Origin of the sequence: Roseibium sp. (genome assembly GCF_039982295.1) — a bacterium.
Lineage (GTDB): Bacteria > Pseudomonadota > Alphaproteobacteria > Rhizobiales > Stappiaceae > Roseibium.
The window spans coordinates 74569-91017 of the sequence record NZ_JBDWYP010000049.1 but is presented as its reverse complement, the minus strand read 5'-3'; the positions used below and the strand labels follow the sequence as shown (position 1 = coordinate 91017).

Sequence of the window (16449 nt, the reverse complement as noted above, 5' to 3'; positions counted from 1 at the left end):
GATTTACACGGCGGATATCACGAAAGACTCCCGAGATCTCCTTATGCTTGACAAGAATTACGAAGCGGCAAGCGTCGAACCGCGGATTTATGAAACCTGGGAAAATGCCGGAGCCTTCAAGGCCGGCGCCGGTGCCAAGGAAGGTGCGGATGCTTTCACGATCGTAATTCCGCCGCCGAATGTGACCGGCTCCCTGCATATGGGCCACGCGCTCAACAACACGCTTCAGGACATTCTCGTCCGCTGGAAGCGCATGCAGGGCTTTGACGTTCTCTGGCAGCCGGGCACCGACCACGCGGGCATTGCGACCCAGATGGTTGTCGAGCGCGAGCTGGCCGAACATCAGCAGCCGGGACGCCGCGAAATGGGCCGCGAAGCCTTTGTCGAGCGGGTCTGGGAACAAAAGCGCAATTCGGAAGGCACGATCCTCGGTCAGCTGAAGCGCCTTGGCGCGTCCTGCGACTGGAGCCGCACCGAGTTCACCATGTCGGAGAACCTGTCGGCCGCCGTCTTGAAGGTCTTTGTCGACCTCTACAATGAGGGCCTGATCTACAAGTCCAAGCGTCTGGTCAACTGGGATCCGAAGTTCGAGACCGCGATCTCCGATCTGGAAGTCGAGAACATCGAAACCGACGGCCACATGTGGCACTTCAAATACCCGCTGGCCGGCGGCGAAACCTACGAATATGTCGAGAAGGATGAAGACGGCAACGTCAGCCTTCGTGAGACGCGCGACTATATCTCCATCGCGACGACCCGTCCGGAAACCATGCTGGGCGATGGCGCTGTTGCCGTTCATCCAGATGATGAGCGCTACAAGCCGATTGTCGGCAAGCTCTGCGAAATCCCGGTCGGCCCGAAAGAGCATCGGCGTCTGATTCCGATCATCACCGATGAGTATCCGGACCCGGATTTCGGCTCCGGCGCGGTGAAGATCACCGGCGCGCATGACTTCAACGACTATCAGGTCGCGCTTCGGGGCAAGATCCCCATGTACCGTCTGATGGACACCAAGGGTGCCATGCGTTCCGACGGTGCGCCCTATGACGAAGAGGCCAAGAAGGCCCAGGCCATCATCGATGGCGCCGAGATGTCGATCAACGAGATCGATCTGATCAACATTGTTCCTGATGATCTGCGCGGGCTTGATCGCTTCGAGGCACGTAAGCGCGTCATCGATCAGATCACGGCAGAGGGCCTTGCGGTCATGGTCGCAAGTGACCATCCGGAAGTCGCCTGGATGAAGGGCAAGGCTCCCGAGTGGAAGCTCGACGGCAAGGCGGTCATTCAAAAGCTCGGTGAAGACGAGGAGGGTCCTGAGACCCTGCCGATGGTCGAATCCAAGAAGATCATGCAGCCTTTCGGTGACCGCTCCAAGGTCGTCATCGAACCGATGCTGACGGACCAGTGGTTTGTCGACGCCAAGACCCTGGCAGCACCTGCTCTCAAGGCGGTTCAGGACGGCGACACCAAGTTCGTTCCAGGCAACTGGGACAAGACCTATTACAACTGGCTGAATGACATTCAACCCTGGTGTATCTCCCGCCAGCTCTGGTGGGGTCACCAGATCCCGGTCTGGTATGGTCCAAAGCCTGACGAGACATATGACGATGGATTCTCGCCAAACGAGACCGTTGAATTTTGTGCCAGTTCGGAAGAAGAAGCCGTTTTACAGGCTCAAGAGTTTTATAAGAGTACGCTTGGCTATCAGGTACGTGTTCATCTGCGAAATGATGATAATGCCATAACCGAGTTCCAAAGGCAGAAAGGTATCGATCCGGCGGCGCGGGGTAATAGTTATTCTTGGTCTGGAGATCGAGTTACTGAAGTGCAACTAAGACGCGATCCCGATGTTCTCGACACCTGGTTCTCGTCTGCGCTTTGGCCGTTCTCGACCCTTGGCTGGCCGAACAAGACGCCGGAGCTTGAGCGCTACTACAAGACCGACGTTCTGATCACCGGTTTCGACATCATCTTCTTCTGGGTCGCCCGCATGATGATGCAGGGCATTCACTTCATGGACGAAGTGCCGTTCCACACCGTCTACATCAATTCGATCGTGGTCGATAAGAACGGGAAGAAGATGTCGAAGTCGCTCGGCAACGTTCTCGATCCGCTTGACCTCATCGCGCAATTTGGCGCTGATGCGACCCGTTTCGCTTTGGCCAGCCAGGAAGTGCAGGGACGGCGCACGCTGCGCATGTCCGATCAGGCGGCTGAAGGCGGTCAGCGCTTTGCAACCAAGCTGTGGAACGCCGCACGCTTTGCCGAGATGAACGGCTGTGCCCGCGTGGAGGGTTTCGACCCGGCATCCACAACGCTGACGCTGAACCGCTGGATTGCGACGGAAACCGGACGCTGCATCACCGAAGTGACCAAGGCGCTTGAAGACTACCGCTTCAACGACGCTTCCAGCGCTGTTTATCGCTTCGTCTGGAATTCCTTCTGCGACTGGTTCCTCGAACTGGCGAAACCGGTCTTCAACGGCGACGATGAGGCAGCCAAGGCAGAAACCCGGGCAACCGCTGCCTGGGCGATCGACGAGATCCTGAAGGTGTTGCACCCGTTCATGCCGTTCCTGACCGAAGAGCTTTGGGAACGTCTCGGTGATGAGGGTGTCAAGGCAGACGGAATGTTGATGCTTTCCGAGTGGCCTGCACCTCAGGTTGCTGACGAGGCCGCTGCTGACGAGATCAACTGGCTGGTTGGCCTGATTTCCGAGATTCGCTCGGTTCGTGCGGAGATGAATATTCCCGCGGGCGCCAAGGTTCAGCTTGTTGTTGTTGGTGCGAACGACCAGACAACCGGCCGCGTCGGTACACATGAGTCTGCGATACAGCGGCTGGCGCGCGCGGAAACCATCGAGATGGCCAACACTGCTCCTGCTGGCTCTGCCCAGATCATTGTCGGTGAGGCGACCATCTGTATTCCGCTTGCTGGCGTCATCGACCTTGCGGCTGAAAAAGCCCGCCTGACCAAGGATGCAGGCAAGCTTGAGGGCGAGATCACCAAGATCGAGAAGAAGCTTGGTAATCCGGGCTTCCTTGCCAAGGCTCCGCAGGACGTCGTCGATGGCGAAAAGGAAAAAGTGAGCGAAGCCAAGGCCAAGCTTGAGAAGGTTCAAGTTGCGCTCGGTCGGCTGGCAGAAATCGGCTGATTTTCATCATGGGAAAGCCCGGAAAAGAGTCTTGTCTTTTCCGGGCCTTATTCCGATGCTAGCTCGCCCTTCACAGAGCAAGGGAACAGGCAACAGGATATGATGCGGCAGATCATGAAAAGCATGGCAGGTGGATTCAGGAATAGCGGGTTTCGCCACGCGAGGGTCCTGAAAGGTCTGGTCTTTGCACTGCCTTGCCTGTGCAGTGTGGTGCCGGCCCACGCTGAAAAGATTGAAAATCCTGTCGCCGTCTTTTCAGGTCTCGACAAGATCACCGGCCGGATCATCTCCTTCGATGTCTATATTGGCGAGACGGTGCAATTCGGTGCATTGCAAGTGACGCCGAGGGTTTGCCACACAAGGCCCACCACGGAAACGCCGCTGACGACTTCCTTTGTTCAGGTTGACGAGATCACGCTCAACAATGAGGTCCGGCGGATCTTTTCGGGCTGGATGTATGCCGCGAGCCCCGGGCTCCATGCCGTGGAACATGCGGTCTATGATGTCTGGCTGACTGATTGCAAGCTGAGCTCCAACGTTCCGCCACCTGAAGGATATTCGGGCCCACCGGTTCAGCAAGGTGTTGCTGAAGGCGAGGACCCACTGGCTGGTCCTGACGATGGCGTCAACAGCGGCCCTGTCCCGCCACGTCCCAAGCCCTTCTGATCTGGCTTTTGATATCGACGCCCGTTTCCTCTGATGGGCTTGATCAACGGTGCCCTTGAGGCACTCGATCACAAGTCCGGTCCTTAAGCGTCTGGCAAGTACACCCACTTGCCCGCAGACAAGGACCGGTCATGAAAATCGTCACCTACAAAAAGACGGCCCCTCATTTCGACACTGTGATGGCCCTGATTCAGGTTCGCTTGAAGGCTCGGTTGGCAGGCTGCCTCGACTTGTGCAGTCCCACGCAGACGCCGCTCCTGAAGCAGGTAGACTTCAGCGAGTTTTTGTGCCGTGCGGAGAACCCGGTCGATTTCAACTTTTTGAGTTTTGGTTTCAAGAAGAGCAAGGATCCGGCAAATCTCTATCCGCTGCGTTATATCCGCGGTGTGACGACCAACATGCAGCAGTTTTACGTGGGGTCGGATTCCAAGAACGAGGACACGGGATCCCAGCAAGAACTCAAGCTCGATCAGATCAAGAAGATCGAAAAGATCACGACGTTTTTTGCGTCTCCAAAGGAAGCGCAAGGAACCACACAGGACCGCTATAAGCGGCGTATCATTGCCTTTATCATCACCTATACGGGGGTAGATGATCAGAGCCATGAGCAGCTGATCTGTTCGCCCAGTAGCGAATTCTATACGATTGGCGAAAAGCATCCCGATGCAATTCAGGCAAATTGCCTCGATTATCTGAAAACTTACGCCAAGAACAATCCCGCCTACTGTATCGCTTACGTGGAAAATGCCGGTGGTCTGAATTTCTATCCGGACCCGAATGTGCCCACCAAGCGGATCCAGATCACCAATATCGCTTATGATGCGGTCAATGGTGCCAGCAAGGACTACATTGCCAATCTGGCGCTGATCTCAACCGTGCCGATAGATCCTGCCGAATTGGTGCCGCCGGCGGTGGAGACGGTGACTTTCCAGATACCGTTCCGCAAAAACACCACTGGCAATGAGATCAAGCTGGACTCGGAAAGCAGTGCCTCATCGAGTTATCGAAGCGTGGTTGCGACGCAGAAGACCCATAACTTCTCGATCGGCATTCCCAACATAAGCGTAAAGGTGCCCGGCGGCCCGAGCGTCGCGATCGGAAAGATCGCGGGTTACACCTATGGCTCCTCACACGGGAAGACGGTCGAGGAAAACACAGGAAGCGGATCAACCTCCAAGGTGTCTCAGACGATCCCGGCGGATGCCTATGTCCTGGAGGACTTCCAGCATTCGAAGGATTTTGAGGCGACCGCGAAAATCCAGATGTTCAACGCGGCGTCCAAGGAAGTCATGGAAGTGTCGGTTCCAACCAACGTACCCTGCTTCAGTGTGGCTGATGATGACGCGCTGGCTGATGCTATCGTGGAGTCAATCTAGACTGTGCCAACGACCTGGCCCGCCGTGCTGACGGTCGGCGAGGGAGCTTCCTGGAGAATGGTCAGGATGTCTTCTCCACGGGTTTCGGGGGCAAGGGCGAAGAAGTCGCCATCAAGCTGGAGGGCCTTGGCCAGCTCCACGTTGTAGATGTCGCGTGACACCTCAATGGTTCCGAAGCGTGACAGGTGGTCGGTGACGAACTGGGTATCCAGAAGGTGAAAACCGCCTGCGATCATGCGGGCAACCAGATGCGTCAGGCACACTTTGGAAGCATCGGTCTCGCGGGTGAACATGCTTTCTCCGAAGAAGGCGCCGTTCAGACTGACGCCATATAGCCCGCCGACAAGCCGGTTGCCTTGCCAGGCCTCCACGGTCTGGCAATGGCCCATGTCAAAGAGTTCACCATAGAGACGGCGAATCTCCTTGTTGATCCAAGTCTTTGGGCGATCTGGAACGGACGCGGCACAACAGTCGATCACGGCTTCGAAGTCCGTGCTTATCCGGATCTCGAAGATATCTGAGCGCACGGTGCGCTTAAGCCGTTTGGGGATATGAAAACTGTCGAGGGGCAACATGCCCCGGCGTTCTGGCTCTAGCCAGAACAGGCCAGCGTCTTCTGCTGATTCCGCCATTGGAAAAAGGCCGCAGGCATAGGCTTTCAGCAAAACCTGCGGCGTTATTTCCATGATGATGTCGTCGCTGTGCTCTGCCATGCGGCACTTGCCGAGGGTTAGCTCGTCTTCTGCTCCAGGTATTGTTCCAGCCAATGAATATCATATTGACCGTTAGCAATATCCTGATTGTCCACGAGATCGCGGAACAGCGGAATGGTGGACTTGATCTCGTCAACGACAAACTCGTCCAGGCAGCGGCGCAGACGCATCATGCATTCGACGCGATTGCGGCCATGAACGATGAGCTTTCCGATCAGACTGTCGTAGTATGGCGGGATCTTGTAGCCCTGATACACACCGCTATCCACGCGCACGCCGAGACCGCCGGGCGTATGGTAGTAGGTGATCGTGCCGGGTGACGGCATGAAGGTCTGAGGATCTTCCGCGTTGATGCGGCACTCGATGGCATGGCCTTCGAAACGGATGTCGTCCTGGGTCATGTCTAGAGAGCCGCCAGCTGCGATCCGGATCTGCTCGTTGACCAGATCGATGCCGGTGATCATTTCGGTGACCGGATGCTCGACCTGAAGGCGCGTGTTCATCTCGATGAAATAGAACTTGCCGTTCTCATAGAGGAACTCGACGGTGCCGACGCCGCGGTACTTCAGCTTGCGCATGGCGGCAGCGACAATCTCACCGATTTCGGAACGCTGTTCCTCGTTGAGAGAGGGCGATGGAGCCTCCTCAAGCACCTTCTGGTGACGGCGCTGAAGCGAGCAGTCGCGTTCGCCCAAATGGACCGCATTGCCCTTGCCATCGCCGAGTACCTGAATCTCGATATGACGGGGCTTACCGAGATACTTCTCCATGTAGAGCGCATCGTCGCCAAATGCGGCCTTGGCCTCGGCACGAGCTGTAGACAAGGCCTCGTCGAGATCTGCCGCAGTCTTGGCAACCTTCATACCGCGGCCGCCGCCGCCGGAAGCCGCCTTGACCAGAACTGGGAAGCCAATCTCGCTTGCAATAGCGTGAGCATCGTCCTGCGGTGTGACCGCTCCGTCTGATCCAGGAACCACGGGAATGCCGAGGTCCTTGGCCGTCTGTTTAGCCTGAATCTTGTCGCCCATGATCTTGATGTGATCAGAGGTCGGGCCAATGAAGACGATGTTGTGCGCTTCCAGGATCTCGGCGAAACGTGCGTTTTCCGACAGGAAACCGTAGCCCGGATGGACCGCGTCTGCGCCTGTGATTTCGCAGGCAGCGAGAAGCTGCGGGATATTCAGGTAGCTGTCGCGGGCCGCGGGAGGGCCGATGCAGACACTCTCGTCGGCGAGACGCACATGCATGGCGTCCGCGTCTGCCGTCGAATGAACCGCAACCGTGGAAATTCCGAGTTCCTTGCAGGCACGCAGGATGCGCAAGGCAATTTCACCGCGGTTGGCAATGAGGATCTTTGAGAACATGCCGAGGCGGTCCTTATTCGACGATGATGAGCGGTTCGCCGAACTCGACGGGCTGGGCGTCGGACACGAGGATTTCCTTGACCGTGCCGGACTTGGTAGCCGGAATGTGGTTCATGGTCTTCATCGCTTCGATGATCAGAACTGTCTGACCCTCAGAAACCTTGTCGCCGACTTGAACATATGCACGTGCGCCTGGTTCCGGGGAAAGATAGGCGGTGCCGACCATAGGCGAGGCGAGGGTGCCGGGATGTGGCCCACTTGCTGCTGGTGCCACGGGAGCGGCAGGCGCTGCTGGAGCCGGCGCAGGTGCAGCAGCGGGAGCTGCGACGGTCACCGGAGCGTCGAAATGGATCTGGCGGGCAACGCGAACGCGGAAGTCCGACTGCTCCAACTCGATCTCGCTCAGGTTCGTTTCGTCCAGAAGGACGGCGAGGTCGCGGATCAGGTCCGTGTCAAACTTCTTGTTATCTTTCGACATGTGTCAGGACTTTCGTATTCGAGCTTTCAAAACCAGGCTACATGAGGCGTGCTGGGAGGTTGCACTCATGGCGAGGAAAAGGCGAGGGGACGGATCAAGCGCATAGGCCTTTGTCCGTCCCCGGTCAGCTTTCTTTTGTGACGCTGCCTGATCTTCCGGCGGCCGAGCCGACCACAGGCGATCAAACAACAAGATCTTTTGACTACATTCAAGAACGCAGTCTTCCTGACCTTATAGGCATTGATTATGGCGAGGAAAAGCCCCGATTGCTCATGCCGTTAATCGAATTCGACAGATCAACAGGTGGTTTCACCACAATTGCGCATGGAAGAGATCTTGCTCTTGAGCTGATCATAGCCAACAGCGCCCATTACGACTTCCTCGCCAATAACATAGGACGGGGTGCCCGTGAGGCCGAGGCGGTTTGCCAGCGAATAGACTTCCTCGATGGTCTGGCCAGCTTCATCAGAGACCAAGACAGCTCCGAGTTCCTCTTCCGAGATACCGATGTCAGTTGCTGCCTTGAGGGCGCTGGCGCGATTCGCCTGGCCACGCTGAAGTAGCAGGGCTTCATGGAACTCGGAGTATTTATCAGGTGCAACCGAGTTGACGGCGACTGCGACCTGTGCCGCCTCGACGGAGCCTTGACCAAGGACGGGAAATTCCTTCAGGACAATCTTCAGGTTATCGTCTTCTTCCATCAAGCGGACCATGTCGCCATAGGCGCGCTTGCAGTAGCCGCAATTGTAGTCAAAGAACTCGACAAGGGTGACGTCACCGTCAGGATTGCCAAGAACCACTTGCCGCGCGGAGTTGAACAGAACGTCAGCGCTTTCTGAAACGGCCTGTAGTCTGGCCTGTTCAGCGGCGGCTTTTTCACGGCGATCCAGTTCCTCAAGCGCTTCCCGGATGACTTCCGGGTTTTCGATGAGATACTCGCGCACGATTTTCTCAACGCCAGAGCGGTTTAGATCCTGTGCGTTTGCTGGAGCAGGGATAAGGGCGGTTGTCAGCGCACAGGCACTGACGGCCGCGGCGAGAACAAGGTGTCGGCTGGCGCGGGAAGCGCGCTGCACTGCTGCAGAAAGAGCGAACATGAAGAACTCCTGAGCCGCTTTGCGTCGCGGCGTGTTTGTCGGGCAAGGCATAGGGCGAAAGGGCGCCTATCGCCGTTTCAGTTGAGGCGGTTTGTAGGAGACAATATCATCTGCCTGAAGCCATGCGGGTGTCCCGCGCTTCAAATTCTTTTGAGCACGGGCCGCGTAGCGCTTTGCCGCACCGAAATCTCCAGCGACCATAAGCCCCTTCGCGGTCGCGAGATCTGCTTGCGGACGCTCGCCCTGACGGGCATGGGCGATGGCAAGTTGGCTGTAACCAACGCTTGAGTTGGCGTCTCGCTGAAGGCCTTTTTTCAGAACGCTTTCAGCCTCAGGCAGGGCGGCTGGATTGTTCGACCCGACCAATGCATAGCCCAGCCAGATCAAAAATTGGCCTTCATTCGGTCGCAGACCAACGGCCTTTCGGAAAGGAGCTATGGCGGCCTTCGGATTGCCGCTTTCCAACAACGCCTGTCCCTTGACCTCATAAAAATATGGGTTGTTTGGTTGATCCCTGATCAGGGCATCTATCTGTTTGATAGCATCGCGGCGCCGGCTCTTGGTAGCTGCGATTGCGCGGGCATAGCGCGCCGGCATACTCCGGTCGGACCGGGGGTAGGCCCTGGCGACAGCATTCGGATGTGATGTGTAGGCCAGGAGTTTGGCGCGAACCATGTCATGGCGTTGTTGAAGGGCACGCGGCGCAGGGGTGTTGAAGTATTTGCTCTTTTGTGCCGAGCTGGCCAGCTGGCGGTATCTGTCTCGTGCCATCGGGTGGCTCATGGCATAGGGATCGGCAAAACGCGCGGAGAACATCTGCTGCTCGGCGAAACGCTCGAATGTCTTCAGCATACCCTTGGCGCTTTGGCCCGTTGCGTTCAGATACTTCAGTGCGGCCCGGTCGGCTGCTGCCTCTTCGCCGCGCTGATAGGATAGAAATGACCGCTGGCCGACGGACCCGGCCCCCAGGATGGCTGCGGCGCCGCCAGATGCTGCGCCGGAGGATCCTGCAGCGGCACCGGCTGCCATGGCGCCGGCTCCCAAAATCATGCCGATGACGGACATGATCTGAGCGTTGGCCGCAGCCGAACGCAATCGCACCAGATGCCGACCGGCGATATGCCCGGTCTCATGAGCAATGACACCGGTTACCTCGCCAGGTGTCTCTGCCTCCATGACCACACCGACATTGATGAACATGCGGCGGCTGTCCGGAACGAAGGCGTTGAAGCTCTTGTCGTTGACAAGGATGATCTCAACCGGGGAGTTGCCGATGCCGGCCACCTTGAAAATGGGCGCAGCATAACTTTTGAGAAGGTCTTCGGTTTCCGCGTCGCGAACGAGGGACAGCTTCCCGCGTTGAGCGCTCGCTGGCGTGGAAACCACAGGAAGTGCAATGGCTAGGGCACAGGCCCCGGCGACGGCACGGTGCCACAAATGTCGGCCGGTCTGTTCGCCAAGCTTCTGTTTTCGCGCCAGCAAGTCCCTCAAGTCCTTCAAATACGCACCCTTTCAAAGTTGCCTGACCGTATTTGAGGCAGGTGGTCATGGTCAACATGGCTATTGTTACAAATCGGTCACCAAGGTGTTAGAAGCAAGCCGCACGGAAACCATCTGGAGTTTATGTGAATGTCAGAGAGCGGCCGATCCATTTCCCGGCGCAGCGATGTCGCCCCGTTTCTCGCGATGGAGGTTTTGGTCGAGGCCGCCAGGCTGGAAGATCAAGGCAGAAAGATCATTCACATGGAGGTCGGGCAGCCAGGGGTTCCTGCGCCTGAAGCCGCTCGCAACGCCGCAAAACATGCTCTGGATACAAAGCTTATCGGGTACACGGAGACGGCAGGTGTCATTCCGCTGCGCGAACGTCTGTCGCGCCATTGCCTCGATACCTATGGTCTGGAAGTGGACAAGGACCGGTTTGTCGTCACAACAGGTTCGTCGGCCGCCTTCAATCTTGCTTTTCTCGCAGCATTTGACCCGGGAGACCGGATCGTCCTGACGTCGCCTGGATATCCTGCCTACCGAAGCATCATCAAAGCGTTGGGACTCGTTCCTGTCGAGATTGAGGTTGGCCCTGAAACCCGCTGGAGTCTGACGCCGGAGTTGATTGCCGAAGCGCAGAGGGATGGTCCGGTGAAGGGTGTTTTGGTGGCAAGTCCCGCCAACCCGACAGGAACCATGATGACGCCACAAGCGCTGGCCGAGCTGGTCTCCTATTGTGACGACGAAGACATCTGGTTCATCTCGGATGAGATCTATCACGGCCTTGTATACGAAGGACGTCAGGAAACAGCTTTGGCCACGTCTGACAAGGTCATCGTGGTCAACAGCTTCTCGAAATACTTCTGCATGACGGGATGGCGTATCGGCTGGATGATCCTGCCGGAGTGCCTGCTCAAGCCGGTCCAGCGCATTTCCCAAAGCCTTTACATTTCACCGCCGGAGCTGTCCCAGATCGCTGCGACAGCTGTTCTTGATTGCCGCGACGAGCTCGAGGTGGTTAAGTCGGGGTACTCCCGAAACAGGGCGTTGTTGCTGGAGGGGCTGCCAAAGCTTGGCTTTGACCGATTGTTGCCCGTCGACGGTGCGTTCTACATTTACGCCGATACCCGGGAGTTCGCCCCGGATTCACTTCAGTTTGCCCGTGAGATGCTTCACGGAGCCGGCATTGCTGCCACACCCGGTGCCGACTTCGACCTCGTGCACGGAAGCAACTTCATGCGGTTCTCGTTTGCTGGCGCGCACGACAACATGAAACAGGCGTTGGTGAACCTGTCCGACTGGCTGGCGAAACGTTAAAGCCCTGCAGCGACGATCAGGCACAAAAAAAGGCGGCTTTCGGGCCGCCTTTTTTCGTTCAGGTTTCTTCTCCTAGAAGAAGGATCGGCGTTGCCACCACCCGCCGCGCTTCGGCTTGGTCTCGGCTTCGCTCTCCGACCCGCGTTCGCTCGTCACAACGGGCTCGACAGGCTCGTTCGACGGTGTCGGTGTCGAGATCTCGACCTTTTCGGCGGATGTCTCTTCCGGTTCCTGTGTGGCCGGTGCAGCTTCCTCTTTCACTGCGGCAGCCTCTTGAGCCGGCGCTGCTGCTGCTTGCTCTTCGGAAGATGCTTCCGGGGATTCGACTGCCGGTTCAGCGGCCTTTGCTACTGAAACGTCCTCGGACTGGGTTTCTTCCGGAGTAACCGGGGCTTCACTCGCAGCTACGTCCGTACCAGCCGATTCAGTCTGCTCGCCTTCTGCAGCGGGGATTGGCTCGCCATTTTCATCAAGCTGGCCGTTCTCGTCGCCATTGCGCCGTCCGCGTCGTCCGCCCCGGCGTCCCCGGCGACGTTTGCGGCGCGGTTCATCGCCCCCTTCGGCGCGTTGAGCGTCATCACCCTCTTCACCGCCCTCGGTGTCACCTTCAGATGAAGTCTCATCACCGGAACTGGTATTTGCTTCTGAAGATTCATTCGAGCCATTTTCGGACCCACCCCGGCGACGCTTGCGGCGGCGGCGGCGCTTGCGGTCGCGATCTCCGTCTTCGGACTGCTCGCGTGCCTCGACCTCTTCCTCTTCGTCGACTTCCGGTTCAACGATGTCGTCGTCGAGGTCGATGGTGTCGGGCTGAACAATCGGGATGACCGGCTGGGGAATACGGTCACGATCAACCGGATCTGCCCGCTCAAGCACATAGAGTTGGCCATTGACCATCTCGTCTGCCTGGACCTCAACATCCACAGCAAAGCGCGCCTCCAAATCGGAGAGGTTGCGTCGTTTCTGGTTGAGGATGTAAAGGGCAACCTCTGTCGTCGTGCGGATGATCAGATTGTGGGTCGCACCCTTGAGCAGATTGTCTTCAAGAGAACGAAGAACATGCAGGGCTACCGATTCCACCGACCGGATCATGCCGGTGCCGTGGCAATGCGGACAGGGCGTCGTGGAGCTTTCCAGGACGCCTGTGCGGATGCGCTGGCGAGACATCTCAAGAAGGCCGAAGTGTGAAATCCGTCCGACCTGGATGCGAGCTCGGTCGTTCTTCAGGCAATCCTTCAGCTTCCGTTCGACAGCCCGGTTGTTCTTGTTCTCCTCCATGTCGATGAAGTCGATGACAACAAGACCGGCAAGGTCGCGCAGACGTAGCTGCCGGGTGACTTCCTCGGCGGCCTCAAGGTTAGTCTGAAGCGCGGTGTCCTCGATGTTGTGTTCGCGCGTGGATTTGCCCGAGTTCACGTCGATGGAAACCAGGGCTTCCGTCTGGTTGATGACGATGTAACCGCCAGATTTCAATGTCACCTGCGGTGAGAACATTGCATCCAGTTGAGGCTCGACACCATAGCGGATGAACACGGGCGAGGGGTCGCGGTAGGGCTGAACATTCTTGGCATGGCTCGGCATGAGCATGCGCATGAAGTCCTTTGCCTCGCGGTACCCGTCTTCGCCCGCAACAAGGACCTCATCTATGTCCTTGTTGTAGAGGTCGCGTATCGAGCGCTTGATCAGACTGCCTTCCTCGTAGACGAGGCTTGGCGCAGTCGACCTCAAGGTCAAATCGCGGACGTTTTCCCAAAGGCGCATCAGATATTCGAAATCGCGCTTGATCTCGGCTTTGGTGCGGCTGGCCCCTGCTGTGCGCAGGATCACGCCCATTCCTTCAGGCACTTCCAGTTCGGAAGCGATCTTCTTGAGGCGCTTGCGGTCGGTCGGCTGCGTGATCTTGCGGCTGATGCCGCCGCCACGAGCTGTGTTCGGCATCAGCACCGAGTAGCGGCCTGCAAGCGACAGATAAGTCGTCAGGGCTGCGCCCTTGTTGCCGCGTTCTTCCTTGACCACCTGGACAAGAATCACCTGACGGCGCTTGATGACTTCCTGGATCTTGTACTGACGGCGTGATTGACGACGAACCGGTACTTCCTCCATGGCGTCTTCCGCGCCAACAGATTCCACCTGGTCTTCTTCGCTCTCGTCGTCGCTTGCATCATTGTCGGCGTTGCCGTCCTGATCCGCATCGCTGTCCGTGTCTGACGCATCGGCTGTGCTCTCAGAGGCCTGGGCGGTAACCGCTTCGTCGCTCTGTTTCGCGTCCTGGTCGTCGTCGGACTTGCTGTCCTCAGTCGTTTCGGCTGCTGCGTCTGCAGATTGTTCGGCTTCTCCGTCACCGTCTTCAATCGGTGCGGAAACAGTCTCGTCGGATGCGTTCGCGGCTGCCTTGGAACGGCGGCGAGGCCGACGCTTGGGCTTTTCTTCCGTTTCCTCGTCGCCGTTTCCAGCCTCGGATGCTTCGGCATCCAGCAAGGCCTGACGGTCGGCAACGGGGATCTGATAGTAGTCAGGATGAATTTCGCTGAACGCAAGGAACCCGTGCCGGTTGCCGCCGTATTCAACGAAGGCTGCCTGCAGCGAAGGTTCTACTCTTGTCACTTTCGCGAGATAGATATTACCGCGTAATTGCTTTCTGTTAGCTGCTTCGAAGTCGAATTCTTCAACTCGATTGCCGCGTACGACGACGACCCGGGTTTCTTCCGGGTGGGCCGCATCGATCAGCATCTTGTTTGCCATTGATGAGTATCTCCACGGCAAGCGTTCTTGTGGCGCATATATCGCGCGGATCGCCCGAAGCGATCACGGTTGCCGTATTGTGGGTGTCAAAGTGAATGAAGCGGGAAACGGCGTTAGGCGCGGTATCGCAAAGCATACCAGCGGCCGCCAGTGCGGGGCCTGCTTGTATGTTCCTTGCTAATTGCATCGCGCGATCCTTCGGGGGCACGCCGGCCCGTGTGTTGAGTCGTTGTTACATTGCATGGGGAGCGAATCACGGTAAGAGCCCGTGTTGATCCGCATCCATGTGTCTCGGACTGGCGTCGATCCGTGCCTCACGACCACCCGAACTGAATGTCATGACGAGTGCGTTGGCGCGACTTTGCCGGGTCTGACCTATAGCCGATCCGCCGCTGTACCCGGGCAAGTGTCGCAGGGGGGTGGCCTCATTTTGGCCCCTGTCGATGCCTTCGAATACGATCACATGTGGAAAGACCAAGCTTTCCATCATCGGGGATGGTATCGGTTTCAGACCGAAATCCGTAAGGTACTTTTACGATCCATGATGCCCTTTTGCAAGCAATGTGAATTCTTCGAAGTGGTTTTGGGTTCAAATTGGTTGCGTAGGGGCATCAACGTGCAAGATGTGCAAAGGCTGGCGTCGCAAGACTAAATGGCGGATTACAGGCTTAAAATGAACGCATGGTGGCGGGAAATCAATTTCATGGCGAGGCTGTCCCGGGTTGGGGCCGTTGCTCTTTTCCTGTCGCTATCTTTCCTTGCGGGCGGGATCGGCGCTGCCAATGGCCAGAGCAATGCCACTGAAACCAAAGATGATTTGCCTTCAATCACAGGCGCAAGGGTTGCCGGCGACAGTGTTCGCACGCGATTCGTTCTTGATCTCGATCGCCAGTTCGACGTCGCGATCTCCGGTCTTGCGGATCCATACAGACTGATTCTCGATCTTCCGGAAGTTCGTTTTGCGCTGCCTGATGAGGCTGGCCGTGAGGCAAGGGGACTGGTTGATGCGTGGCGATACGGCCTTTTTGCTGCGGGCAAATCCCGTATCGTCATGGATGTCAATGAACCCGTGAGCATCGACAAGACGTTCGTGCTGCCGGCGGTGGATGATCAACCTGCGCGCATGGTCATTGATCTGGTGAAGACGACGCGGGACGATTTCCTCGAGTTTGCAAAGGTGTCGCGGGAGAAGTTGCGAGAGGGCAAGGTGGCACGCAAGGGCGACCGTTTGGCCGGCACGAGAGAGGCACGTGACCGGCCGGTCATTGTTCTGGACCCTGGACATGGCGGCATCGACACGGGAGCCGTGGGAATTGGCGGAACGCTTGAAAAAGCCGTGGTGATGGACTTTTCGAGCATCTTGAAACGCAAGCTCGAGCAAACCGGGCGCTATGCCGTGCACCTGACGCGGGAGAGCGACACATTTATTCCGCTGGCGGACAGGGTTCAGTTCGGACACGATCTTGAGGCCGACCTGTTCTTGTCCATTCATGCCGATTCGGTTACCCGCGGCCGCAAGGTCGTACGAGGCGCTACTGTTTATACCCTGTCGGAGAAGGCGTCTGATGATCTCGCTGGAGAACTCGCGGAAACGGCGAACAACTCAGACATCATTGCGGGAGTTGAGCTTCACGATGAGCCGGCGGAAGTCACCGATATTCTCATTGATCTGGCGCGACGTGAAACACGCAATTTCTCGGTCTTTTTTGCCAGGACGCTCGTGTCCGAGCTGAAAAGCGCGGTCAGGCTGATCAACAATCCGCATCGTTCTGCGGGTTTTCGGGTGTTGAAGGCACATGATGTTCCCTCGGTTCTGGTGGAGCTCGGATATCTTTCCAACGAGCATGACGAGAAATTGCTTGTGTCCGACGAGTGGCGCGAGCGCATGGCAACCGCGATGGTCGAATCCATTGACGGCTTCTTCAGGCCGAGGCTGGCCCAAGACAAAAGCAGCGCCAGCCAATAGCTGCCGTGTGACCTTGATCAAACCTGCCTCAGCATCGCCATATTGGTGCACGAGGTAGGGCGCATGTATATTGAAGAAATCCGTTGTTGTG

The 16449-nt window shown here is 57.5% G+C and carries 11 protein-coding genes; 5 read left to right on the top strand and 6 right to left on the bottom strand.

All coding sequences use genetic code 11. From position 1 onward, the window contains the following. Positions 1 to 43: 43 nt before the first annotated feature. The 3 genes from ABJZ52_RS09970 (at position 44) to ABJZ52_RS09960 (ending at position 5199) form a co-directional block, all read left to right on the top strand. Positions 44 to 3157: a valine--tRNA ligase gene (locus ABJZ52_RS09970; protein WP_348191122.1), complete on the top strand. Its 3114-nt coding sequence runs from the start codon at positions 44 to 46 to the stop codon at positions 3155 to 3157. A gap of 99 nt (positions 3158 to 3256) precedes the next feature. After that, entirely contained in the window at positions 3257 to 3823 is a 567-nt protein-coding gene (locus tag ABJZ52_RS09965) for a DUF2155 domain-containing protein (RefSeq protein ID WP_348191125.1), read from the top strand. A gap of 131 nt (positions 3824 to 3954) precedes the next feature. Next, the gene (locus ABJZ52_RS09960) at positions 3955 to 5199 is read left to right on the top strand and encodes a hypothetical protein (protein ID WP_348199919.1); all 1245 of its coding nucleotides are present in this window, start codon (positions 3955 to 3957) and stop codon (positions 5197 to 5199) included. On the opposite strand, the gene aat is transcribed toward ABJZ52_RS09960, so the two are convergent. The 5 genes from aat to ABJZ52_RS09935 all read right to left on the bottom strand — a co-directional run bounded on the left by aat (position 5196) and on the right by ABJZ52_RS09935 (position 10333). After that, complete coding sequence (aat, locus tag ABJZ52_RS09955; RefSeq protein ID WP_348191131.1) at positions 5196 to 5912, bottom strand: leucyl/phenylalanyl-tRNA--protein transferase; 717 nt, start codon at positions 5910 to 5912, stop codon at positions 5196 to 5198. The genes ABJZ52_RS09960 and aat overlap by 4 nt on opposite strands. Positions 5913 to 5929: 17 nt before the next feature. Beyond that, complete coding sequence (accC, locus tag ABJZ52_RS09950; protein WP_348191134.1) at positions 5930 to 7276, bottom strand: acetyl-CoA carboxylase biotin carboxylase subunit; 1347 nt, start codon at positions 7274 to 7276, stop codon at positions 5930 to 5932. 13 nt (positions 7277 to 7289) lie between these two features. Beyond that, positions 7290 to 7754, bottom strand: a complete 465-nt coding sequence (gene accB, locus ABJZ52_RS09945) for an acetyl-CoA carboxylase biotin carboxyl carrier protein (protein ID WP_348191137.1) — start codon at positions 7752 to 7754, stop codon at positions 7290 to 7292. A gap of 296 nt (positions 7755 to 8050) precedes the next feature. Then, the gene (locus ABJZ52_RS09940) at positions 8051 to 8851 is read right to left on the bottom strand and encodes a DsbA family protein (protein ID WP_348191140.1); all 801 of its coding nucleotides are present in this window, start codon (positions 8849 to 8851) and stop codon (positions 8051 to 8053) included. Positions 8852 to 8917: 66 nt separating this feature from the next. Continuing rightward, positions 8918 to 10333 (bottom strand): M48 family metalloprotease, encoded by a 1416-nt coding sequence (locus ABJZ52_RS09935; protein WP_348191143.1) that lies wholly within the window; start codon positions 10331 to 10333, stop codon positions 8918 to 8920. A 147-nt stretch (positions 10334 to 10480) separates the two neighbouring features. Here ABJZ52_RS09935 and ABJZ52_RS09930 point away from each other — a divergent pair, with 147 nt between their 5' ends. After that, on the top strand, positions 10481 to 11650 hold the full coding sequence (locus ABJZ52_RS09930; protein WP_348191146.1) for an aminotransferase class I/II-fold pyridoxal phosphate-dependent enzyme: 1170 nt from the start codon (positions 10481 to 10483) through the stop codon (positions 11648 to 11650). 72 nt (positions 11651 to 11722) lie between these two features. Here the strand turns inward: ABJZ52_RS09930 and ABJZ52_RS09925 are convergent, their stop codons facing one another. Beyond that, the gene (locus ABJZ52_RS09925) at positions 11723 to 14392 is read right to left on the bottom strand and encodes an Rne/Rng family ribonuclease (protein WP_348191149.1); all 2670 of its coding nucleotides are present in this window, start codon (positions 14390 to 14392) and stop codon (positions 11723 to 11725) included. A gap of 703 nt (positions 14393 to 15095) precedes the next feature. Between ABJZ52_RS09925 and ABJZ52_RS09920 the strand changes: the two genes are divergently transcribed. Beyond that, positions 15096 to 16358 (top strand): N-acetylmuramoyl-L-alanine amidase, encoded by a 1263-nt coding sequence (locus tag ABJZ52_RS09920; RefSeq protein WP_348191152.1) that lies wholly within the window; start codon positions 15096 to 15098, stop codon positions 16356 to 16358. Positions 16359 to 16449: the final 91 nt, after the last annotated feature.

Coding starts and splice junctions, on each gene's coding strand:
- ABJZ52_RS09970 (WP_348191122.1), top strand. CDS start 44: ATGCTTGACAAGAATTACGAAGCGGCAAGCGTCGAACCGCGGATTTAT.
- ABJZ52_RS09965 (WP_348191125.1), top strand. CDS start 3,257: ATGATGCGGCAGATCATGAAAAGCATGGCAGGTGGATTCAGGAATAGC.
- ABJZ52_RS09930 (WP_348191146.1), top strand. CDS start 10,481: ATGTCAGAGAGCGGCCGATCCATTTCCCGGCGCAGCGATGTCGCCCCG.
- aat (WP_348191131.1), bottom strand. CDS start 5,912: ATGGCAGAGCACAGCGACGACATCATCATGGAAATAACGCCGCAGGTT.
- ABJZ52_RS09960 (WP_348199919.1), top strand. CDS start 3,955: ATGAAAATCGTCACCTACAAAAAGACGGCCCCTCATTTCGACACTGTG.
- accB (WP_348191137.1), bottom strand. CDS start 7,754: ATGTCGAAAGATAACAAGAAGTTTGACACGGACCTGATCCGCGACCTC.
- accC (WP_348191134.1), bottom strand. CDS start 7,276: ATGTTCTCAAAGATCCTCATTGCCAACCGCGGTGAAATTGCCTTGCGC.
- ABJZ52_RS09940 (WP_348191140.1), bottom strand. CDS start 8,851: ATGTTCGCTCTTTCTGCAGCAGTGCAGCGCGCTTCCCGCGCCAGCCGA.
- ABJZ52_RS09925 (WP_348191149.1), bottom strand. CDS start 14,392: ATGGCAAACAAGATGCTGATCGATGCGGCCCACCCGGAAGAAACCCGG.
- ABJZ52_RS09920 (WP_348191152.1), top strand. CDS start 15,096: ATGGCGAGGCTGTCCCGGGTTGGGGCCGTTGCTCTTTTCCTGTCGCTA.